We start from the raw sequence: 21,718 nt of genomic DNA, 5'->3' as shown, positions 1-21,718 counted from the left end.
AACGCTGAATCATACCCCGGCAATGCCGGGGTTTTTTTTGGTTGCGATCCGCTATCAGGAGGGGGGGGGCAGAAAGGGTTCGGGAATCTCAGAAAGCAGAGAGATGTTAATTCTGACGTGAGCCTTTTAAAGGCAGGAAACGGATTTTTCTCTGGTTGCTGGTTAAAGCCTGTATTCCGTGCCTTATATCAACAGCATGCCCCTCTGATATATGTTACGTTTGCGACTTATGAAGGCACGGGTTCTGGAAGATAAAATACCCGACCAATGGAAATTCCAATTCAACAGGTATAGAAACTTCAACGTGATGAAATATGGTGTCACACCATATATACGCCTCACCAGAAATCCAGCGTCCTGAACTAAGCCAGGGGAACCTATATAAACGCTGCGCTTTAAAATAATCAAAAATCAGGAGAGTTAATGTGAATCTACAATCCGGACAAAACATACCACTTCAGCAATCTGCGATCAGGCTGAATCTTCAGTACCCTACCAAATCCGGCTTTAAAGGCGAACCCGATACCTGCCTGTTCCTGCTTAATGCTCAGGGAAAGGTCAGCGGCGATTCTGACTTTATCTTTTACAATAATCTGTCTTCTCCTGAAGGGGCAGTAAAGCTCGTTACCGGTTCTCAGCAGTCCAGCATTGAGATAGCACTGGATCGTGTTCCTGCGAACATCAGTAAAATTGCAATCACAGTTGTCATTGATGGTGAAGATACCATCAGTGGGCTCAGTTCGTTGAGCATGCAGGCTCAAGGAATCGCTGAGTTCCAGGCTGAGACTCAGGGCCGCAGTGAGAAAGCAATTATCCTGGGTGAAGTATATCGGCACAATGGCGCCTGGAAGCTTCGTGCGCTCGGGCAGGGTTTCAACGGTGGTCTTGAGCCTCTGGCCATTAGCTATGGCGTTGATGTCGCACAGCCAGCTCCGCAGCCAGCAAAGCCTGCTCGTATCAGTCTGGAAAAGAAACTGGAAACCAGATCTCCGCGCCTTGTAAGCCTCGCTAAAAAAGCCTCGGTCAGTCTTACTAAAAATAAACTGGACACCCTTGAGGCAGCGGTTGCATTTGTACTTGACGCATCCGGCTCAATGAGTGGCCAGTTCAGTAAGGGTAACGTTCAGTCTGTGCTGGACCGCATCGCCGTTCTTGCCGCCCAGTTCGACGACGACGGTGAAATGGATGTCTGGGGATTTGGAGAGAAGCATAAGAAGTATCCAAACGTCACACTGGACAACCTGGACACATATATTCAGTCCATTCGCGGGGCTGGAAAGCGTTCAGCCTGGGAGAACCTGCCGGGCCTCGGAGGGACAAACAACGAGCCTCCTGTGATGGAAGAAATAGTCGACTACTTTAAGGACTCGAAAATCCCGGTGTATGTTGTATTTATTACCGATGGCGGGATCAGCAAGACCCGGGCGATTAAAGATGCAATCCGGCGTTCTGCCAACTACCCCATCTTCTGGAAGTTTGTCGGCCTGGGTGGTTCAAGCTACGGTATCCTCAAAAATCTGGATGACTTTACTGACCGCCGGGTTGATAACACCCACTTCTTTGCCATGGATGATTTCGGTTCGATTAGCGATGAAAAGTTATATGATAATCTACTGGAAGAATTCAGACCGTGGATCGATGAAACAAAAAGGTTAGGCATCCTTTAATACGCACAGTTTGAGCTTGGTTGAATGAGCTCTACAGCAGCTTAATACTGTAGAGCCGGCACTGTTGCAAAGTTAGCGATGAGGCAGCCTTTTGTCTTATTCAAAGGCCTTACATTTCAAAAACTCTGCTTACCAGGCGCATTTCGCCCAGGGGATCACCATAATAAAATGCTGAGGCCTGGCCTTTGCGTAGTGCACGCATCACCTCAATACCTTTGATGGTGGCGTAAGCCGTCTTCATGGATTTAAATCCCAGCGTGGCGCCGATTATCCGTTTCAGTTTGCCATGATCGCATTCAATCACGTTGTTCCGGTACTTAATCTGTCGGTGTTCAACGTCAGACGGGCACCGGCCTTCGCGTTTGAGCAGAGCAAGCGCGCGACCATAGGCGGGCGCTTTATCCGTGTTGATGAATCGCGGGATCTGCCACTTCTTCACGTTGTTGAGGATTTTACCCAGAAACCGGTATGCAGCTTTGCTGTTACGACGGGAGGAGAGATAAAAATCGACAGTGCGGCCCCGGCTGTCGACGGCCCGGTACAGATACGCCCAGCGGCCATTGACCTTCACGTAGGTTTCATCCATGTGCCACGGGCAAAGATCGGAAGGGTTACGCCAGTACCAGCGCAGCCGTTTTTCCATTTCAGGCGCATAACGCTGAACCCAGCGGTAAATCGTGGAGTGATCGACATTCACTCCGCGTTCAGCCAGCATCTCCTGCAGCTCACGGTAACTGATGCCGTATTTGCAGTACCAGCGTACGGCCCACAGAATGATGTCACGCTGAAAATGCCGGCCTTTGAATGGGTTCATGTGCAGCTCCATCAGCAAAAGGGGATGATAAGTTTATCACCACCGACTATTTGCAACAGTGCCACAATGAGTTACTCCGTAGTAATGCAAAATTACTGCATCGCAATGCAGTAGAAACTATGAAAGCAAACCAACGGCTGGTTATTGATATAAGCACCCTTAAAGAGGTGCAGGATACGCTTATCCAGACGGTTGGCGATGTTGTTAAAATCCAGAGAGAAGGGGCTATTAAGCTCAGGGAAACAGAAAAACAGGTTCTTGCCATGCGTGAGAATTTGCGCACCCGACTGACACAAAAAGGGGTAGATCATGGTGCGTAACCTTAAGAGTAGTGACGATTTTTCCCGTGAACTGTCATTTCTTTTTCACCGGTCTATAAAGATTAGAAATTCAGGTTTCGCGATATTTGGTGCGGGCCTGCTGATAATGATTTTTGGTCTTTGCTTGTGGTTGCTGTCATTACACCTCTCACCTTCAGTTCTGGACTTTGATATTGATGTGCCCTTGTCATTCTTCAATTCATCTGAAGGTGAAGATAAGTTAGTGGTTTCGGATTTTGGCGATGCATTTGGAGGCTTCCTAACTACATATTCTAAGTTGCTATTAGGGATTATGGGGCTATTAGTAGTTTCTTCAACTGCCTTTAAAATTTTAAAGGGGGAGGAAATAGGTGAGATATTCCCGATGCTTCTAATTGCTGGCGCTTTTCTTATCGGCTTGTCAGTTTTTACATCTGCTTTAGGTTCGGAAGAGACTGATGCCACTTCAGCTTCGACTGTAAAGGTTATCAAGAAATATGTAAAACATGAAAAATACGATAAACTTGTCGCATATTTAAATGATAGTAATTGGCCCTCAGGCGAAGAGGTATCTGTAAACTATTTAAAGGCGCAACTACATATAAAACTCGGCAAGCCAGATGTGAAGTTAACACAGAATGTTGTTAGGGCGTATATGTCTGGTGTATTACAGTCAAATATTCCCGTGAAAGTTCGTTATGCATTGGAAAAGACAGCTTTAGATAAATCCGTCTCACCACTTGCGATTCGTTATGAGCAAAAACGTATGTCTAAATCACATACCTTTTCAAAAGCGTCGGTTAATTGTCTTAAAGTAGGTAGTCCCGTCGCATTCGTTGGCGTTTTGTTCGCTCTTCTTGGTATAAAAATCAGGCGGCGAGTCAGATTCTTAGAATCAAATTGAATGAAAGCCCGGTACGCTGGGCTTTTTTATTCAGTAACTTTTATCAAATATGTAGTAATTTACCGGAATCTGCTTCTCCAGCTTGTTAGCTGAAAAGCTTACTCAAGTATAATAATCTACTTCTGATTATGTTTTTTATGGTTTTATTTTTACACAACTTATTAAGGATACATGATGTGTAACTTTACTCCTGTTCAAATTATTGCTGATTATATACTGAGGTTTCTTAAAAATAATACTGATGCCAAGCTTTATGAGGCAATGCAGCGTCTTGAAAAGAAAATTGGTCAGTTTGTCGCTGATGGGGTTGATGAACATCAATTACGCTCTTCATTAAGCAAAGTCTGTCGATCTCGTTCCAGGGCGGCTCTTAAAGAGGAGTGTGAACAACTCATTCCATAAAAAGAACATCATACGGGAAAGTTACTTTAACGGTGAATGGCTCGCTTCTGGCGGTTTAAGTTGACGGCCATTCCTACCATAGCCATCATAAAGTATGATTAGCATTCGAGTGTGGCACTACTAATTTTAATGGGCTACGCATTCAGTCTCCACCTCTCTAACTATAAAGGTTCTTTTCATGTCCAATAGCTTCGATAAGCCGCAAACGCTCCCGGTACATAATTCTGATGCCGAACCCTTTTTTCCGAAAAACCTTGGTCCATTTATCGAGCAGGTATCCGGAAGGGATCTGGCAATGCTCACAGAATCAGAGAAGGAAAAACTTGCGCACCTGATCAGAACTGGGCGTAAATATGGAGTTTCTGTCGCTATCGTTCCTGATACAGATTCTGCTGAGCTTCATGAATTACTGTCTAATGCCGATTCCATTGAAAGGCAGTTTTCCATCTATGAACGCATCCAGACGAAGATTGCGTTCACGCGGTGTCAGGAAGCATAAACAAAGTGAGAAATACAACTACGTGGTATGACGTAGAACATATTGAAATCACCACAGGCGAGCGAGGCGGCAGGATATGGGTGCTGAAGCTCTCCTGTGGCCATACAGTATTTCGCCGAATACCTCCTATACGTCTTCATAACCTCACAGCTTTTTCTCTGCGGGAGCCCCCAGAAAAATGTCGGTGCTCTCTTTGCAATTCAAGTCCATAATAAAGCCTTTTTAAAGGCCACAAACTGCATATCACAGGATAAATCATCCTCTACAGCGTTCATTCTTAAACGCAAAATTTATATTTCATTCATTCTATTTTAAAAGCGTTATAAAAGACGGAATCCTATTTAGTCTGTTTGATGCTTAAATCATCTTCAGTGCCTTTTATCTTTTACCCAGCGACTTTAACATTAACCTGAGCAGAAAACTTGTTTTCAAACTAAGTTCGAAAACTTTCTGCTCAGGTTATTAGCCGGGTAAGCCACTTTGTTATATTTGTTTCATGTTAACAGAGGAGGCGATATGCAAATTGAAAAGGTGATGTCATTACTTGAAGTGCTTTCAAGCTGGCTTGAAGATAACATCAATATGGATTCTGAAATTATCTTTGATAATGACGAAGATAATACCAACTCAGAAATTCTGTATCCTGCTGTAGAAAAGGCTAATGCCGTTTTGCGCAAAATGGCATCTTTATCTTCAGATTCTGTTCATGCAATTCGACAGCGCTTGCAGCTTGCCGTAGAAGGCAAAGCTGAATTGTCCCTCAAGGATGTGGGAGAGCTTCTGCTGGCAACAAAGTATCTGATGTTGTCCACTGAAGAGGGAGAGTAAGCCTGTGACCACTCTCGTATTTGAAATGGCAGATATCAATAAACTGATCGAAGAAATTCGCACCGCAAAAACGTTTTCGGTCACCCCAGATCAGATCTATGACCCGGCATGCTATCCGGGGGGAGCCCTCCTTAACGCTGAGGGACAGACTGAAGAAGAGGCGCGTAAAGCTGGTAGGGTTTTCTTTCCCTCATCCTCAAAAATTGCCAGCACACATCTGGTGCCAAAAGTGCTTCTCGCGCACAGTCATGGTGTATACCTGATCACTAATGCTGAGCTTGAGGGCTCTCCCGCATCCCGCGATACTGTGGCTTACGCCCAGGGGATGAATCCAAAACTGGATGAGGACTGGGATTACGCTTGTGATGCCGCTTTGGGTGGGTCTGATTGTAGCTATACCATTCCCGTTGAGTGGCTGGAGTTAGCGGTAGAGCAGGGTTTTCAGGAGTTTCGACTTCGAATGAGTGAAACCAATATCAAACTTGTCAGCAAATAGTATGTCCTTGCTGTTTCCAGTCAAACATTGTCCGCCAGTCGAGCTGCTGGCGGATTGTTTTATATAAGGCCGGGAAGGTATGTCAGGTTTAAGCAGTTCCGCCCAGAAGCTTACAAGGGCGCAGATTTACGTGTTAAGACGGATGGCATCCGGCACGATCTATGATATCTCTGGCAATTTCAGACGGGCCAGAGAACGGCGTACGTTTATGGGGAATCCTGATGATGTGACGTGCAGGAGCTCTCCGGTCCTGTTCCGGCTGGGCCTCGTGGAGTTATGCCAGCCAGTAAGGCATCTGGAGCCAGGTTTATACTATCGGCTCAAGTTGAGCTCCTCAGGGCATGAAGCTCTTAAGGCGAACGCACACCTCTAACATTTGAGATAGTTCGTTCGCAGCCAGGAAAGTAACTTTCATCTCAAGTGTGACCCTTACTACCTCATTTATGAGTAAAACCCCCCTCTGATATGTCGAAAATGCTCATTTATACGAAAATAGTTTCTCTTCAGGTGTGATGTAATTACTGAGAATTCTCCCTGAATGGAAGGCAACCGATGAAAATGTTTTTTACCCCTTATGTTCGTATCGTTTTCTATTTTTGCGCATTGATTTTTATTGTTTACAGTTTCAGTGATTTTTTCCAGGGCGTCCCTGACAGCACCTTCTTCAGTGCGGTCATCACGCTACTTGTTATCGGAACCATTGTTGCCCGGCATCTGGATCGCAAAAAATCTCTCAAATATACTTCACAGATTTAAGTTTCCACTCAGGCCACTCTCGGGTGGCTTTTATAATTTAATAAGGACCGGTTCATGCATAACCACGAAATTCAGACCATTGCTATATTTAGTGCCCAGTATAAAAACATCGAAGATGCTGAAAATGCAGGTGCTTTATATTCAGTAGATATTGAATATCCGATGACACTAAATGATTTATCGCGGCTTTGCGACTCTATTGCCGAAGCAGTAGGTGTGCCTGGCGGCGTCAAATACCAGTTCGTGTCCCAGCCGGAAGCGCATGAAACCAGCTTCTGATAACCAGTAACCAAACTGCCTAAAAGCAGGTGCAAAGCCATGAAACAAACAAAGTCTTCTATGTCACGTATTGTGCAGCTGTACGACGGGAGCCGATACGGAAACTGCGAGCAGGCTGATAACGAAGGAGAGCTTTTTACGGTGGTGTTGAATAAGCCTTCGCAGATCGATGACATCCGTAAAATCGTAGACACAACCGCCGAAGTACTTGGCAAAGCTTTGCCAGTACTCCTCTTTTAAAGCTTACATCCGTGAAGGATAATTACGGTCTTACTACTTTCAGTTTTTCATTCCAGTGCCGTCCATTTTAATTTATCGATTTTAAGCGGTCGGCGCTATTTCATTGTTTCTTTTCCGACTGTAATTCCTTATATATAGGAATATTTCAAAGAATTTATCTCAGGTTATTTGTGGCGTGGTGCCAGTTGTTATAATGATTCCACATAATCTGGAGAGTCAATCATGATCACATCTCTAATGAATTTCCGCGATTTAACCGGAGAGGCAGTCATCCAGGCGCGGCAATGCGTTATTAATGCTGAGATCGAAGCGGCCCGGGAAAAGGTAATTCATGCTCGTTCGTTATTCAAAGCGGGTATACATAATGTTGTAAACGGTAGTTCTGGCATTAAGGCTGCGGCAGCACATTTTCTGGTGATAAAACGTTTACAGACTGACACTCGGTATCTGGACGCGGTTATCACTGATAACCTTTGCATGTTTTCTCCTGAGGGTTATCTGTATCTGTTTATGCAACAACGTTATTTCCTATAAAACAATGGGTTAGGTAAGTATCTTTCCATTAAAAACATTAAAAAGGTGACTTGATGAAACCATTTGGACTTGCCGGAAAACCCCGGCCCGAACCTTGCGGCTGCTGCTGGTATACCCGTGAGGACTGCCCTTACGTCAGCGCAAAACAGATCTATCGCCGCAGGCAGCGCAAGGCAGAACGCCAGCGTCAGCGCAGCACCATTGTGATGGCCGTTTCTGAATTTCGCTGACCTCTTCTGGAAATATCATTTTTTCTCCAGAAGAATTTTAAAATAAAGGGAAATCTTTTCACGGGTATCTGATGTTTATTGTTTATGGTAAATTGCGCCACATTAATTGTTTGTGGCGCAGTTCGTGATGGCTTAAGGATATAATATGAAAATCAGCCAGCTGGAATCCGGGATGCAGGTTTGGTCTGTAACCCGTACCAAAATGGGAAATACCACCATTTCAACGGTCATTGTCCACCCCGTTGTCATTATTGAAATTCATGATAACCATGTGATTGCTCGCTGGAACGGCAATGCACCACGTCGGTTTGGAGAAACGGCTATCAGGGGCTGGAAGAAGGAGAAGCCACTGCTTGTCCGTGAGCCTTTCGGAAATGTTCGTCTGGCCACCCGGGCTGAAAAAACCGCTATGCAGGAAAAAGAGTAATACCCCCTTTTAGCACCCACAATTTCACCGTCCATCTGCCTTTAACCTTGCCTGTTATTAACGGAATCCTTTCTGACTGGGCGGATCCCACGCATAACCTGAACTGTTGGCTAACCGTCTTACAGCCAAATTCCCTCCTTTATCTGGCAGGAGTGCGTCCGTGAGCTCTGTATGATCTACGTGTTTGTTAAGTAGAGCACATAACAGGAGTGGGGTATGACTGAATTAAATAAAAGCCCGTCCGGTTTTTCCGGAGCTGATGTCAGTAAAGAACAGGCTGCCATAAGGGCACTTGTAGAAAGAGTAGTGACCAACTATCGCAGCCGGACAGCACCTGATCGGGTTCAAAAGGCTTCGGTAGCGTTTAATGGGGGATTAATCCTGACCCTGATGCTGGCCTTGACGCTATTGGGCTACCTTGTGGCGGAATTGCTCAGGGGGTATGTTGCGGATAGTTCACCCTATGTGCCCGGTCTAAGTTATTCGCAATTTTCGATGCTTATGGTCGTTGAGCTGTGTCTATGCTTTCTTGCATGGTTTTTGGTTGTCACAGGGGACTATCCCCGGCCGTGGATATTTCAGGTAGTCCCGATGGAGCAGTACTGGTTCTTTGACGAAGTGGATGACGACGATCTTGCCCGGCTTTCCTGTAACCCTTACATCAAGCGCTGGCTACTTGATGAAATGTCCGGTATTCATCGACTGACCTACACGAGGCTGCATGATCGACTGGAGCGCATCTGTAATATTGCATCCCATCTCGAATACAGCCGTATTCAGGCACATAAGATTTCCCTAATCAACGGAAGCAGTGCCTCCTGATCCTACCATTGCATCCGGAAATTAAACGGGCAGGAACTGCACTGTATGTTCCGACCCAGCAGCTGCCCGTTACCCTTTTCTTTAGTATAAAATGACTTTCGCCGACAACCGGAAGTGAATCATGTCAAATAAATGAAAAATCAGTAATTTATGTAGGCGGGGTGTTTGGCTGATCAGGGCAGGGTGGTATAATAACGCTGGTGCTGGAGGCTTTTGCCCCAGCCAGCGGTAACACTGTTTGACTGTGGTAAAAGCAGAAAGCCCCGAGTAATTTTTCAATTAACCTGTACTGCACCCATTTTGTTGGACGATGAAATGGAATAGTCCCTGATATGTCAAAGCCAAAATACCCCTTCGAAAAGCGCCTTGAAGTCGTGAATCACTACTTCACAACTGATGATGGTTACAGGATCATCTCTGCACGTTTTGGTGTGCCTCGAACCCAGGTCAGGACGTGGGTTGCCCTCTATGAAAAACATGGAGAAAAAGGTTTAATTCCCAAACCTAAAGGCGTTAGTGCTGATCCAGAGTTGCGCATTAAGGTCGTGAAAGCCGTGACCGAGCAGCAGATGTCCCTCAATCAGGCTGCTGCTCACTTTATGCTTGCTGGTAGTGGTTCTGTAGCCAAGTGGCTGAAAGTCTATGAGGAGCACGGAGAAGCTGGTTTACGCGCACTCAAGATCGGCACCAAAAGAAACATTACAATGTCAGTTGATCCAGAAAAAGCGGCGTTAGCATTGGAGCTGTCGAAAGACCGACGTATTGAGGATCTTGAAAGACAAGTTCGATTCCTTGAAATGCGGCTTACGTATCTAAAAAAGCTGAAAGCCTTAGCTCATCCCGCGAAAAAGTGAAAGTACTCAACGAGCTAAGGCAGTTTTACCCTCTTGATGAGCTTCTCAAGGCAGCGGAGATACCGCGCAGTACGTTTTATTACCATCTAAAGGCTCTCAGCAAGCCTGATAAGTATGCGGATGTTAAAAAGCGTATTGGTGAGATTTATCACGAGAATAAAGGTCGTTACGGATACCGTAGGGTAACGTTGTCTCTCCATCGAGACGGGGAACGGATTAACCATAAAGCCGTTCAGCGCCTGATGGGAACCCTCTCGCTTAAGGCAGCGATTAAGGTCAAGCGATACAGCTCCTACAGAGGAGAGGTAGGGCAAACCGCCCCCAATGTTCTCCAAAGGGATTTCAAGGCTACACGGCCAAACGAGAAGTGGGTTACCGACGTTACTGAATTTGCAGTCAATGGGCGAAAGCTGTATTTGTCTCCAGTAATAGATCTCTTCAACAACGAAGTTATTTCTTACAGCCTGTCGGAAAGACCTGTGATGAACATGGTCGAGAATATGCTCGATCAGGCATTCAAAAAGCTTAAGCCTCACGAGCATCCTATTCTGCACTCTGACCAGGGATGGCAGTATCGTATGAGAAGGTATCAAAACATCCTTAAAGAACAAGGCATTACACAGAGCATGTCCAGAAAAGGCAATTGTCTGGATAATGCAGTCGTGGAATGTTTCTTTGGAACCTTAAAGTCGGAGTGTTTTTATCTTGACGAGTTCAGTAATATAAGCGAACTGAAGGATGCTGTTACGGAATATATTGACTACTACAACAGCAGAAGAATTAGCCTGAAATTAAAAGGTCTGAGTCCAATTGAATATCGAACCCAGACCTATGTGCCTCGTGTTTAACTGTCCAACTTTTTGGGGTCAGTACAACCCGAGGCCCCTGTATGCTAGTCACATTCAGAGTAGCCTCTTGCCTGCTTAAATGCAAGGAGAAGAAGGCCATTGTTAACACCAAGCTGTAATGTCCCCTTTGAACCATTCTAAAATGTCCCCAGACAATTCTCTGGGGGATTTTTCATGATCAAAGAGACTGTTACGATGAGTCATAAGGAACTCGACCGACTTCACATTATTCAGGAGTCACTTAATCGCCATATTACTCAGGAACAAGCTGCGGCACGCATTGGCATTTCTATTCGGCAGGTTAAACGTCTGGTGCAACGGTATAGAAATGAAGGGCCTTCTGGTCTAGTTTCCCGCCGACGTGGAAAGCGTCCCAATAATTCCTTTTCTACCGAATTCAGAGCAACAGTAATTTCACTCCTCAAAGGCCGCTACGCTGATTTTGGACCTACGCTTGCGTGCGAAAAATTGCGCGAGATACACGGCTTGTGTTTATCCATTGAAACTCTCAGGAAGTGGATGGTAGAGGAGGGCATATGGCGCGAACGTCGTCGTAAGTTTGCCCGAATTTATCAGCGCCGGATGCGGCGCCCATCCTACGGTGAACTCATCCAGATTGATGGCTCGCCTCATGACTGGTTTGAAGGTCGGGGCCCCAAATGCACACTGATAGTCTTTATCGATGATGCTACCAGCGCTCTGATGGCGCTACGATTCGCTCCTGCAGAAACAACCCGGGCTTACATGGAAACCCTCCGGGGTTACCTTAATGATCATGGCGTACCACTGGCTCTCTATTCTGACAGACACAGTATATTCAGAGTAAATAACCCGGAGCGGGAAGGAGAGTTGACTCAGTTCACACGTGCGATAAAGACACTGGGCATCGAGCCAATCCATGCCAACAGCCCGCAGGCAAAAGGGCGGGTAGAGCGTGCCAATCAGACACTGCAGGACAGGCTGGTCAAAGAAATGCGGCTTCAGGGTATCAGTGATATTGAAACAGCAAACGCATGGTTGCCGACCTTTATTGAAGCCTATAACAACCGGTTTGCTACGCCGCCTCGTATTGCTGATAACGCCCATCTTGATGTACACCATTCTGAAGAGGAACTGGGTTATATCTTCAGCCTCCAGGCGAAGCGCGTTCTCTCCAAAAATCTCACTTTCCAGTACAAAAGCAGTGCGTTTCAGATTCGCAGTGAAGGCCGGGGATATCGACTTCGGCATTCGGTTGTCACGGTATGCGAAAGCTTTAACGGTGAAATTAAGGTTCTGTATGATGGGAAAGCGTTGGGATGGGAAAAATATGTTGATGGCCCGGAGCCTATACCACTGGATGATGAAAAAAGTGTCCATGAACGTGTGGATAATGCCCGTTTTGATTTACGCTCAAAATTCTACGTAAAACCTAAAGCTGACCATCCTTGGCTCACGCGCCGCACGCAAAGTAATCAGCAAGTGAAGCCCCCTAAATTACCCAGAAAGAAGGCTGATCCCGATAAAATGGACTGAAACCAGGCGTTATTCAGTTGAGTGCATATCCAGTCATAGGATAGATTCTTACGTAGCGTTTCTGGCGTGCATTTTCGGGTGGTTTGTTACTGTTTTTAACGGGGACACGTCAGAAACGCGCTCAGGCCGTCTGAGCGGTACGCGTAATGCGGCGTTATGGTAAATAGCCTATGCTAATGTCCGCTAAGAGCGAGATATAGTCATTCGTACCCTGAGAATTACACTTTGAAGTGATTCAGGGTATGCGCTTACTGGTTACGAATATTGAGCGAGAATCATGTGATGATCGCCGCTTTTCTTTCGAGCCAGTAGGTGCTCCACGTTCGCTAACGAATACTCAGGGCATGCAGATAAACTGCTGGCTATATTTCTTTCGAAGAGCGTGGAATGCATACCAATCCCCGATAAAAAGGAGTTGGTGATGACTGTGACTAATCAATTTGCTGCGCACGTTGGTCTGGACTGGGCTGATAAAAAACACGATGTCTGTGTTCAGTTTAAAAACGGTGAACGCGTATTCGATGTGATTGAACATACAGCAGAAGCGCTTGATGCCTGGCTTACTGAGTTACACCAGAAAGTAAAAGGTAGAATCGCAATAGCTCTCGAACTGAAGAAGGGCCCCGTGGTATATGCTCTTCAAAAATACCCCTTTATCACCGTTTTCCCCGTCCACGCATTGTCCCTGGCTCGTTATCGGCAAGCCTTCTCGCCCAGCGGCGCTAAAGATGATCCGCAGGATGCCGAGCTGGCATTAGAGTTAATGCTGCGTTACCCCCAGAAGATAAAAGCTATTGAACCCGACAATGCGGATATTCGCTTACTTCAGCAACTGGTTGAGCAACGTCGTCAGTTGGTTGAAGATAAACGACGCTTTGTGAACCGGATAATCAACACGCTTAAACAGTATTATCCTCAGCCACTGGAGTGGTTCTCACATCGGGGTAGCTTACTGTTGTGTGAGCTGATTATCCGGTGGCCCAGTCTGCAACAACTGAAACGAGCCAGACGCGACACGATCCGCAACTTTCTGAATGCCAAAGGTGGTCGCGCTATGGCCCTTACCGAGCAACGTGTTGCGAGTATTGATAATGCGATCCCATTGACTACAGACCCGAGTGTTATAGAGGCTAATGCTTTGATGGCAGCAGCACTGGCGACACAAATTAAAGTCGTGAGTGAAATCATCAAAACCTATGACGAACGAATCGAAACGCTGTTTGACACATTGCCAGATGCGGGGCTGTTCAAATCACTTCCGGGCATGGGACCGTGCATGGGCCCACGGATGCTTGCTGCACTTGGTGATAATCGTGACCGGTTTAACAGCGCTGAAGAAATTCAAAACTACGCAGGTATAGCACCGGTGACCGAACGAAGCGGCCAAAAATCATGGGTTCACTGGCGATGGCAATGTGCCAAGTTCGTCAGGCAGACCTTTGTTGAATGGGCTGCCAAGACGGTTAATTCATCATACTGGGCCAAACTGTATTATCAGGGCCTTAGAGAAAAGGGCAAATCTCATCAGTCTGCGATCCGGGCACTGGCGTTCAAATGGATAAGGATCATTTACCGCTGCTGGAAGGCCAGAACCTGTTATGACGAAGCGAAATATTTGCTGGCTCTCGAAGCGAGACACTCGCCCTTACTGAAGCCATAAAAAGCTTGTCGAATGTCTCAGGGCGTGAAGCGGACATTGCAGACTGCCCAGTAGAAAAAGTGCTATCAGAATTATCTAAAGGAAGATCGTATTTACCATGTCTCATTCTAACTGTTTAATAAATTACAAAAATTAAAATTTCCATTTAATATCATCGCGTTAAGCAAGAGAATTAAACCTCTCATTTAATTTATGATTCTTATTTAATTCATGAGTTGGTGTAAAAATAGGTTGCCGCACTATAGAAAGACACATATTTAAACCCAGCAGGAAATCATATTTGAAAGTAATGTGTTTAAGGGGCTGCGTAACAAGAACAGCAAGTAAACACATAGTAATAACAGTTACCATTCCCATTTCGCAAGTGGCCATATCAGAGGTGAACTAATGCCTGCTGCAATTTTAAGAATTAAGGTTATCCTAATAATTCTTTTGTATGATTAAGATCATCGATAAATTTACTAAGGACTCATTAATGAAATTGCGACTCTGGAATCTATTACCCCATGATTACGCTCCTTTTTTTCGTATTCTTCACATCATTGTGGCATTTCTAATATTATCACAAATTATTAACTCTAATCTGACAGAGACCGAAGCAATTGGTGAACATAGTCTTGAAGGAGTTATAACCTGGATGCACATTATTTCAGGGTTAGGACTGATTATTTGTGGTTTTATTATGTTAAGTTGGATGCTTACTCAAAGAGGTTTTACTTATTATTTTTCATGGGTAGGGCTTGACTTTAGTGGTATTAAGCAAGATATAAAAACGTTGACTAGTTTCCGACTGCCCGATGCACATTCGGGAGGTATTGCCAGTACAATCCAAGGATTTGGAGTTCTAGCATTGCTAATTGTAGCACTTTCAGGTGGCCTATGGTTCTTGTTGAATACCATGCAGTCAAATCTGGCTGAAACAGTAATCCACTGGCATAAGTTCTTTACTACTTTCATTGAGGTCTATTTTTATGCACATGGTGCAATGGGAGTTTTGCATATTTTAATTGAAAAATATAAAAGCCGCTCAGTTAACCTAAGTGACTAATCTGTTGTGAGATAATATTACTTCAAGTTGAAGAAAACCCTAAAAATAAAATTTAGTTTACTAGAAGATGAAACAGCACTTGCAGAGACTTTTTAATTAAATTTAATAAAAACGAAAAAATATTCATGGCGAAATGATTGTTTAATTATCTATCATGGATAGAAATGTGAGTTAGTCGTCCTATTTTAGGAAGTTAATAATGACTAAAACAAAAGGGTTACCTCGTCCGCTGACGCACTACGCTTGGCTTTCCATTGCCACGGCTATTGCCACTATCGGACTCAAAGGTGTGGCGTGGAAAATGACCGGTTCGGTCGGTCTGCTATCTGATGCCATCGAATCCGTAGTTAACCTCGCAGGAGCCCTAATGGCGCTCTGGATGCTGACCTTGGCTGCGCTTCCGGCCGATGAGAACCATGCATATGGGCACGGCAAAGCCGAATATTTCTCGAGTGCTTTCGAAGGATTTCTGATCCTATTGGCGGCAGCCAGTATCGCCTATACCGCAGTTGAGCGGATGTTAACTCCACAGCCGCTTGAGGAGATTGGTCTCGGATTACTGGTTTCAACAGTCGCATCAATCCTTAATTTTGTGACGGCTCGCATTTTGTTAAGGGCTGGCAGGCAGCACAACTCTATCACTCTTGAGGCAGATGCTCATCACCTGCTGACCGATGTCTGGACGTCGGTCGGTGTCATTTTTGGTGTCGGACTGGTTTATCTGACCGGCTGGTTTTGGGTCGATCCGATCGTTGCATTGCTGGTCGCAGCCAACATCGTTTGGACTGGTTATCAGCTTATGAGTCGTTCAGCTGCAGGTCTGATGGACGTATCGCTACCCACGGAAGAACTCAAAAAAATCGAGTCACTGCTGGCAGGATATCGTGAACAGGGGCTTGATTTCCATGCACTACGTACACGCCAGGCTGGCGGGCGGGCGTTTATGACAATGCACATCCTAGTTCCTGGGCGATGGACTGTTCAATATGGGCACGACTGGGCCGAGCGTATAGAGAATGATATCCGCACCGCACTGCCTTTTATCCATATCACCACTCATGTGGAACCGTTGGAAGATCCCGCGTCAATGAACGACCAAACGCTCGACATTTCTGATCACTAAACTAACCACATGTCGCTGGTCGGGCAGGGTAACAAACCTCGCTCTACAAAAATTTCAGGTATTCTCTATAATTCTGAGGGTACTTGATGTGACCTGCGCCCAATTGTTGGGCACGCAATATTTTTAAAAAGTCCGCTTCTGGCACAAAGCGGACAGTGATCACCGTTCTTACGACTACTTTCTGACTTACTTCGTGACTTGCCCTAAGCATGTTGTAGTGCGATACTTGTAATGACATTTGTAATTACAAGGGGTGTAAGACATGGGTAGCATTAACCTACGTATTGACGATGAACTTAAAGCGCGTTCTTACGCCGCGCTTGAAAAAATGGGCGTAACTCCTTCTGAAGCGCTTCGTCTCATGCTCGAGTATATCGCTGACAATGAACGCTTGCCGTTCAAACAGACACTCCTGAGTGATGAAGATGCTGAACTTGTGGAGATAGTGAAAGAACGACTTCGTAATCCTAAGCCAGTACGTGTGACGCTGGATGAACTCTGATGGCGTATTTTCTGGATTTTGACGAGCGGGCACTAAAGGAATGGCGAAAGCTGGGCTCGACGGTACGTGAACAGTTGAAAAAGAAGCTGGTTGAAGTACTTGAGTCACCCCGGATTGAAGCAAACAAGCTCCGTGGTATGCCTGATTGTTACAAGATTAAGCTCCGGTCTTCAGGCTATCGCCTTGTATACCAGGTTATAGACGAGAAAGTTGTCGTTTTCGTGATTTCTGTTGGGAAAAGAGAACGCTCGGAAGTATATAGCGAGGCGGTCAAACGCATTCTCTGAACCAAAGCATGACATCTCTGTTTCGCACCGATGGTGACACTTCTGCTTTGCGTTGACAGGAGAAGAAGGCCATGAAAATGCCGAACCAACCCATTGTTTTGTGCATATTAATAGTTTGTTTAACGCTGTTGATATTCACCTGGCTCACACGAAACTCGCTTTGCGAGTTGCGGATGAAAGACGGAACAAGGGAGGTATCTGCTATCCTGGCCTACGAATCCGGTAAGTAGCTGACAAAGAGGGGGGCAACCCCCTCTTTTCGGGGTGTGGATTAGTATGCCATCGGCACCTTTTGAAAGGGTTTCTCCAGTCGGGGAAACCCTTTTTTCCTCCCGTCTTGTGGCATATAGCCTTTTGTATAAATCAAGAACCAGACCCAAAGAGTCCCACTTCACGCAAACCGTTCAAAAGCCTTAGCGTAATCCAGTCGGGAAAAATTTCACCGGTGCTCGTCCGGGCACGTACCGGAAACAATGGACTTCTCACTGGTCGGTAGCTCATAGAACGTAGCCATTGCGGTCAGTCCTTATTCTGTACCCAGTAGAGTTTTATGGCCGTCTGGCAAATCGTTCAAACATTGTCATTTCTGTTCTCGCTGCATCCGGTCAAATGATACGGTGAATTCAGCTCATGGGCATTCGCATCGCAGTCTACGAAGGCACCAGAAGTTTGAGGATGTTACGCAAAGAACAGTTATCAGGTTTGCTGGTGGGCGTAATGCCTACCTCTACTTTACTTCATAGGGATTCTTCTGCGGGGAAGCAAGAATTGACTCAACGTTGTCCGGTCGTACCAGATTTGTCGCGGAAAGCGCCTTTTTGTGAGGGGGGCCGCAGCGCTAAACCTTTTCCTGGAACGACATGAAGGACAGCAGAGCGTCCGCCCTGGAGGACAGCTCAATACAGTCTCCACGCTGCGGTTCTATCTCTTCGTCAATGGTTTCATTGTACCAAATACGCAGCCGCCATCCCTTCGCAGGGAAAGCGCTCTGCATCGCCAGGACCATCCCCTCCGGCGACAGCAGTTCTCGACAGAGGTAGCAGGCCCCGATCCGGGTTGAATCCCGCAGCCACATTACGGGATACTCTTTAACCAGTTGGTCATACACGCATTCTGCCATATGAAAGTAATTTTCGTCAGCCCTGCAAAAATCACACATTCGATTTCCTTAAATGGTGTTCATCGAGATAATTCAGAAAGTTGATTCGCCAAACTACGGGGCATTTCTTTAATGGCGGAGCTTTACATCACTATTTCTGTCATTTTCAAATCCGCCGGATACAGCAATAATTGCACCGAACAGCGGTTTGAACTGCAATGCATCCGTAGGGTATGCGACAATAATAAGGCTCTTCCCGTACTCTTAAAAATGGAAGAGTTTAAAACCCATACTGCTGGGATGAGCGAAGCACGGTACATTATGCCAGCGTATAAGGGCCGTCATAACTTGTTTTTTTCTAGAACACGGCGAAGTTTTCTTACCTGGGAAGCTGTGGAAAGCGTACCGGTTCGGGGATGGCATGCGCTTGCCTTTTCACCTGGTTTGAGTACATAGGCTAATGCCAGCTCGTTCAGAGCCGCCTCAGCTTTCAACAGGGCCTCAATGGCCGTGTTCAGGTATACAGTTCGGCTCTCATGGTTCATCAGGATTTTCCTCACAAGGGTAAAAATGACAGGCGATACCTGCCGTTTACCCTTTGTCTCCGTTAAGAATGGCATCACGGCAGGCTTCCCAGATTACCTGGGCATTAGCATCACACTCCACGAACCCGCCGCACTGATCGTATATCACCTGGTATACCTCAGGGGGAATCTTCCCAGGCGCAACCGGAGTTGAGCGTTTGCCTTTATGAATCTCATCTGCGGTATCACAGACAGCGTCGAGATGCCGCGACATCCACTCAGATAATTTCAGACCCTCTCGATTTGCCTGTTTTACATAGCGAACCTTTCTGGAAACCGTAGATCGCATCTGAATCTGTGTCACAGCTGGCACATCTTCTTTCATGGCATTCTGTAATGCAGCTTTGGGCTTTTTCATGTTCATGGTTGCTTTAAATTATTCTGGAGTTCGTCTGATATAAATGCTGACGTGATCTGTCAGCGTTGCTTAAATAGTTTATCGCCTTCCGCCAGTTCGCCGTTGAGCTGTTCAATCACGCTCCAGATGAGCCGATCATCCGGCGTTGAGCCTGCACACTCTTTCACGACCGCCACGGGTCTAAATTCTTCAGGGTCTGCCTGCCCGGAGGTGAAGAGCCTGCTCTCAATCCAGTGGGCCCCCTCTGTGCAGCAGTGGCAACTGGTTTCAGGTGGTTCATCCAGACCGTCCACTCCACAGGCTGAGCAGGTGAACAGTTTGCGAGACCCACCAGCCAGTGGCGTATCGCAAGCTGCTGGAAGTGCGCCAGCATTGCGCCAGTACAGCACATGATTTGAATCGTAGCAGTGTCCATGAAGCAGAAGCGAAACGCCGCAACTGCGAGTTTCAATGGCTTTGCCTGTGCCAAGGTATTGCCCGATCTCGTCCCATACGTCCACTAAGGTGTCAGGCAGCGGACGCGTAACAGGGAACTTAGCGCAGTCGTCCGGGGTGCCTTTAATGCAGCAGAGGGCCGAATACGCAAGCTCCTGCATTTCGTAGGAGTACTGACCACATACCACGCGTTCCAGTTTGTCGATTAGTTGTTCTTTATTCATCATACTCAGCCTTATTAAACAAATTCATTACGCCACTGGCACCATCTGGCCGGAGCAGACTGCGGCCCGGTAGTAGAGCCGCAGGGGGTGTCGCTGGACTAACAGGTGCTCAGTGAGTCCCGCACTTCCTCATGACTGGTCATTTTCAGAAGAAGCTTTCCAGGGCAGCGTGGTTCCGCCTGTGAACGGGTGACGTCTTCGTTGATTGCCTGGATATGAGCAGATTCAACGGTCCGACGCTGTACGACATGGTTGCTCAGGTTGAATTCGCACTGGAGCCTTCTGGCATCAGAATCCGCGTTCATTGCAATACGTTCATCAAAGCGGCGGTTCATTCGCAGAGCCTCTTCGTGAGCTGCATCAACAAGGGTGCGTCTGGTGACATAGTCGTTACCAGCAAAAAACGATAGCTGAGCGTGTTCCGAAGAGTAGTCGGAGCTTCCCTTACAACGGGCAATCGCGGCTTCAGAGTGCAGGATTAATGAACTCAACCGTGAACAGACGTCATTGATGGTGCCGGTTTTCAGACAGTCGTGGATAAGTGTCCAGGCGGAAATGCTCAGCGGGCGGCTGGTGATCACATAGGGATTGTAATGATCAACCGTTACGATAGTACGCAGTGAATGAAGCGATTCGGACTGCGTACGTAAGTCACGGCGAACAGTACATGCCACCGAGGCAACATCTTTACATTCTTTGTCGGACATCGAGTCCAGTACGCGGATCTCCACCTCTGCCGCCTTTGAGGCGATATGCGCACTAATCTCACCCTTAAGACGTTTGTAGTCAGCCTTGAAGCTTCCCACGCTGTCAATATCGATCCAGTAACCACAGCTGTAACCAGCATTACCAAACTCGTCATCTTTCTCATAGTTCGGACAGCCGTCATTGCTCCAGCCAGCTTTTTCCAGCAGCTCGTCAATAGCGACCAGCTCAGCCATTGGTGCATGTTCGATAATGAAATAATGGACACGGCCCCAGGCATATGCGCGTGAACGGCCATCAACAGAAGTATCAGAAGTCGTCTGACGGGAAAGTTTCATGAGGTACTCCAGTTCTGCCCGGTACCGCCGGGGCGGTGGTGCGAAAGCCGCACCATGAATGACACTATGATCCTCCTAACTTCTATTGTCAATACAATTGAAGTGGCGTTGTATTTATTCATTATTTGGACCCGGCTCGTACGGAACGACCGTCGGGACTTGCCAATTATTCTGCGGTGAGCAGGGGGAAGGGAACATCCCACCGCTTGTTTCAAGATGTACAGCCAAGGAGGGCGCAGAATGCCTGACAGAATCATCGTGCAGCGGTAGCGAAAGACCTGACAAACGGGAAAAGTATCCTTTTATTCCAAAGCCAACCTCAGCTTTTAATGTCGCCAGTACGTTTCTTAAACATGCCAAATCGGTCTCTTATACGGCCGGATGGGCCCGATGAAAACGATAAAATGAGAAACAGAACCCGACACATCGCTGCTCTCTGGGAAAGCCGGTCAGCAGATGGAGCGCCAGGAACTAAATCCGCTGGTTTTAATAATGATTGAGGAGAACAAGATGAAAGATAACAAGACACGTCCTGTAGACTCGTATGCTCATGCTGATTTCATGGAGTCCGTCTTCAGCAACCTCAGGGCTTTCTGTGATGCGGAATGCCAGCGGCTAACTGCCGGTTATCCCCCAACTGTCAAACCAGAACAGCAAAGCACTGACGGCCAGCTGTCGGCGGCATAAATCATTACCTGCCAGTTCGTTCAAATTTCCGCTTCCTTAAGCCCGGGCCAAAAGCCCGGCTCAATCCAAAAACTGAACGTACCGGTTTACCTCTATATCTCCTCAATCCCCTGCGACTTACAAGAGACCCGCACCGGTTTAGCCATTCCTGTCCTGCCACTCTCTCATCACTGGCCCAGACAACCGGAAAAGTAACTTTTCTCTCCGACTCACCTTCTGAACCAGCTATTTTGCTTAAACGTAAAAACGGCCCA

General features: G+C 46.5%; 29 protein-coding genes and 1 pseudogene. 23 read left to right on the top strand and 7 right to left on the bottom strand.

Features of this window, described 5'->3' with window-relative positions; genetic code table 11:
- Window positions 1–425 precede the first annotated feature (425 nt).
- A complete protein-coding gene (locus AB182_RS02140) occupies window positions 426–1,667 on the top strand; it encodes a vWA domain-containing protein (protein WP_001053340.1) in 1,242 nt (413 codons plus the stop codon).
- Between the two features lie 109 nt (window positions 1,668–1,776).
- Here the strand turns inward: AB182_RS02140 and AB182_RS02135 are convergent, their stop codons facing one another.
- Window positions 1,777–2,481, bottom strand: a complete 705-nt coding sequence (locus AB182_RS02135; RefSeq protein ID WP_001067855.1) for an IS6-like element IS26 family transposase — start codon at window positions 2,479–2,481, stop codon at window positions 1,777–1,779.
- Between AB182_RS02135 and AB182_RS02130 the strand changes: the two genes are divergently transcribed.
- The 18 genes from AB182_RS02130 to AB182_RS02040 all read left to right on the top strand — a co-directional run bounded on the left by AB182_RS02130 (window position 2,472) and on the right by AB182_RS02040 (window position 16,245).
- A complete protein-coding gene (locus AB182_RS02130) occupies window positions 2,472–2,801 on the top strand; it encodes a toxic anion resistance protein (protein WP_004248813.1) in 330 nt (109 codons plus the stop codon). The two genes, AB182_RS02135 and AB182_RS02130, sit on opposite strands and share 10 nt — an antisense overlap.
- Window positions 2,791–3,684 (top strand): hypothetical protein, encoded by an 894-nt coding sequence (locus tag AB182_RS02125; RefSeq protein WP_000252081.1) that lies wholly within the window; start codon window positions 2,791–2,793, stop codon window positions 3,682–3,684. The genes AB182_RS02130 and AB182_RS02125 overlap by 11 nt, the downstream gene beginning before the upstream one ends.
- 174 nt (window positions 3,685–3,858) lie before the next feature.
- On the top strand, window positions 3,859–4,086 hold the full coding sequence (locus AB182_RS02120; RefSeq protein WP_000336109.1) for a hypothetical protein: 228 nt from the start codon (window positions 3,859–3,861) through the stop codon (window positions 4,084–4,086).
- 178 nt (window positions 4,087–4,264) lie between these two features.
- Window positions 4,265–4,585, top strand: a complete 321-nt coding sequence (locus tag AB182_RS02115; protein ID WP_000071366.1) for a hypothetical protein — start codon at window positions 4,265–4,267, stop codon at window positions 4,583–4,585.
- Window positions 4,586–5,101: 516 nt separating this feature from the next.
- Complete coding sequence (locus AB182_RS02105; RefSeq protein WP_001165367.1) at window positions 5,102–5,413, top strand: DUF957 domain-containing protein; 312 nt, start codon at window positions 5,102–5,104, stop codon at window positions 5,411–5,413.
- Between the two features lie 4 nt (window positions 5,414–5,417).
- Window positions 5,418–5,909: a DUF3085 domain-containing protein gene (locus AB182_RS02100; protein WP_001371932.1), complete on the top strand. Its 492-nt coding sequence runs from the start codon at window positions 5,418–5,420 to the stop codon at window positions 5,907–5,909.
- Window positions 5,910–6,461: 552 nt separating this feature from the next.
- Window positions 6,462–6,665, top strand: coding sequence for a hypothetical protein (locus AB182_RS02095; RefSeq protein WP_000781547.1), 204 nt, complete (start codon window positions 6,462–6,464; stop codon window positions 6,663–6,665).
- A 54-nt stretch (window positions 6,666–6,719) separates the two neighbouring features.
- A complete protein-coding gene (locus AB182_RS02090) occupies window positions 6,720–6,944 on the top strand; it encodes a hypothetical protein (RefSeq protein WP_000551490.1) in 225 nt (74 codons plus the stop codon).
- Between the two features lie 39 nt (window positions 6,945–6,983).
- Window positions 6,984–7,184 (top strand): hypothetical protein, encoded by a 201-nt coding sequence (locus AB182_RS02085; RefSeq protein WP_000814953.1) that lies wholly within the window; start codon window positions 6,984–6,986, stop codon window positions 7,182–7,184.
- Between the two features lie 222 nt (window positions 7,185–7,406).
- The gene (locus tag AB182_RS02080; protein ID WP_000633161.1) at window positions 7,407–7,718 is read left to right on the top strand and encodes a hypothetical protein; all 312 of its coding nucleotides are present in this window, start codon (window positions 7,407–7,409) and stop codon (window positions 7,716–7,718) included.
- Between the two features lie 53 nt (window positions 7,719–7,771).
- Complete coding sequence (locus tag AB182_RS32485; protein WP_000802040.1) at window positions 7,772–7,948, top strand: hypothetical protein; 177 nt, start codon at window positions 7,772–7,774, stop codon at window positions 7,946–7,948.
- A gap of 145 nt (window positions 7,949–8,093) precedes the next feature.
- On the top strand, window positions 8,094–8,375 hold the full coding sequence (locus AB182_RS02075) for a hypothetical protein (RefSeq protein WP_000703842.1): 282 nt from the start codon (window positions 8,094–8,096) through the stop codon (window positions 8,373–8,375).
- 216 nt (window positions 8,376–8,591) lie between these two features.
- A complete protein-coding gene (locus tag AB182_RS02070) occupies window positions 8,592–9,197 on the top strand; it encodes a hypothetical protein (protein ID WP_000137794.1) in 606 nt (201 codons plus the stop codon).
- 332 nt (window positions 9,198–9,529) lie between these two features.
- Window positions 9,530–10,899 (top strand): IS3-like element ISKpn8 family transposase gene (locus AB182_RS31300; RefSeq protein WP_085949440.1). Its coding sequence is split into 2 segments (ribosomal slippage): window positions 9,530–10,010 and window positions 10,010–10,899, totalling 1,371 coding nucleotides; the frame shifts between segments, so codons are not numbered across the junction.
- Window positions 10,900–11,073: 174 nt separating this feature from the next.
- Window positions 11,074–12,414, top strand: a complete 1,341-nt coding sequence (locus tag AB182_RS02055) for an ISNCY family transposase (RefSeq protein ID WP_000589001.1) — start codon at window positions 11,074–11,076, stop codon at window positions 12,412–12,414.
- Window positions 12,415–12,835: 421 nt separating this feature from the next.
- Window positions 12,836–14,074, top strand: coding sequence for an IS110-like element ISEsa2 family transposase (locus AB182_RS02050; protein ID WP_000219087.1), 1,239 nt, complete (start codon window positions 12,836–12,838; stop codon window positions 14,072–14,074).
- Window positions 14,075–14,549: 475 nt separating this feature from the next.
- The gene (locus tag AB182_RS02045) at window positions 14,550–15,122 is read left to right on the top strand and encodes a cytochrome b/b6 domain-containing protein (protein WP_001515348.1); all 573 of its coding nucleotides are present in this window, start codon (window positions 14,550–14,552) and stop codon (window positions 15,120–15,122) included.
- A 199-nt stretch (window positions 15,123–15,321) separates the two neighbouring features.
- Window positions 15,322–16,245 (top strand): cation diffusion facilitator family transporter, encoded by a 924-nt coding sequence (locus tag AB182_RS02040; protein WP_000167917.1) that lies wholly within the window; start codon window positions 15,322–15,324, stop codon window positions 16,243–16,245.
- Between the two features lie 121 nt (window positions 16,246–16,366).
- Here the strand turns inward: AB182_RS02040 and AB182_RS32870 are convergent.
- Window positions 16,367–16,483, bottom strand: a pseudogene (locus AB182_RS32870) (hypothetical protein); the annotation flags it as partial.
- 24 nt (window positions 16,484–16,507) lie between these two features.
- On the opposite strand from AB182_RS32870, the gene relB reads away from it, so the two are divergent.
- From relB to AB182_RS29995, 3 genes are all read left to right on the top strand, one after another.
- A complete protein-coding gene (relB, locus tag AB182_RS02035) occupies window positions 16,508–16,747 on the top strand; it encodes a type II toxin-antitoxin system antitoxin RelB (RefSeq protein WP_000534858.1) in 240 nt (79 codons plus the stop codon).
- Window positions 16,747–17,034 (top strand): type II toxin-antitoxin system mRNA interferase RelE, encoded by a 288-nt coding sequence (gene relE, locus AB182_RS02030; RefSeq protein ID WP_000323025.1) that lies wholly within the window; start codon window positions 16,747–16,749, stop codon window positions 17,032–17,034. The genes relB and relE overlap by 1 nt, the downstream gene beginning before the upstream one ends.
- Before the next feature lie 71 nt (window positions 17,035–17,105).
- Complete coding sequence (locus AB182_RS29995; protein WP_001447866.1) at window positions 17,106–17,264, top strand: type I toxin-antitoxin system Hok family toxin; 159 nt, start codon at window positions 17,106–17,108, stop codon at window positions 17,262–17,264.
- Window positions 17,265–17,872: 608 nt separating this feature from the next.
- Here AB182_RS29995 and AB182_RS02025 read toward each other — a convergent pair.
- From AB182_RS02025 to AB182_RS02005, 5 genes are all read right to left on the bottom strand, one after another.
- Window positions 17,873–18,193 (bottom strand): hypothetical protein, encoded by a 321-nt coding sequence (locus AB182_RS02025; RefSeq protein ID WP_000332796.1) that lies wholly within the window; start codon window positions 18,191–18,193, stop codon window positions 17,873–17,875.
- A 281-nt stretch (window positions 18,194–18,474) separates the two neighbouring features.
- Window positions 18,475–18,678, bottom strand: a complete 204-nt coding sequence (locus AB182_RS02020; RefSeq protein WP_001015183.1) for a hypothetical protein — start codon at window positions 18,676–18,678, stop codon at window positions 18,475–18,477.
- A 46-nt stretch (window positions 18,679–18,724) separates the two neighbouring features.
- On the bottom strand, window positions 18,725–19,075 hold the full coding sequence (locus AB182_RS02015) for a hypothetical protein (protein WP_000743059.1): 351 nt from the start codon (window positions 19,073–19,075) through the stop codon (window positions 18,725–18,727).
- Between the two features lie 59 nt (window positions 19,076–19,134).
- On the bottom strand, window positions 19,135–19,737 hold the full coding sequence (locus AB182_RS02010; RefSeq protein ID WP_012695474.1) for a hypothetical protein: 603 nt from the start codon (window positions 19,735–19,737) through the stop codon (window positions 19,135–19,137).
- Window positions 19,738–19,832: 95 nt separating this feature from the next.
- Window positions 19,833–20,777, bottom strand: coding sequence for a DUF5417 domain-containing protein (locus AB182_RS02005; RefSeq protein WP_000778029.1), 945 nt, complete (start codon window positions 20,775–20,777; stop codon window positions 19,833–19,835).
- 510 nt (window positions 20,778–21,287) lie between these two features.
- Between AB182_RS02005 and AB182_RS32480 the strand changes: the two genes are divergently transcribed.
- Complete coding sequence (locus AB182_RS32480) at window positions 21,288–21,464, top strand: hypothetical protein (RefSeq protein WP_001371930.1); 177 nt, start codon at window positions 21,288–21,290, stop codon at window positions 21,462–21,464.
- Window positions 21,465–21,718 lie beyond the last annotated feature (254 nt).

The organism is Phytobacter ursingii (assembly GCF_001022135.1).
Taxonomy (GTDB): domain Bacteria; phylum Pseudomonadota; class Gammaproteobacteria; order Enterobacterales; family Enterobacteriaceae; genus Phytobacter; species Phytobacter ursingii.
The sequence above is the reverse complement of the archived record's forward strand: the minus strand, read 5'-3'. Positions and strand labels throughout refer to the sequence as shown.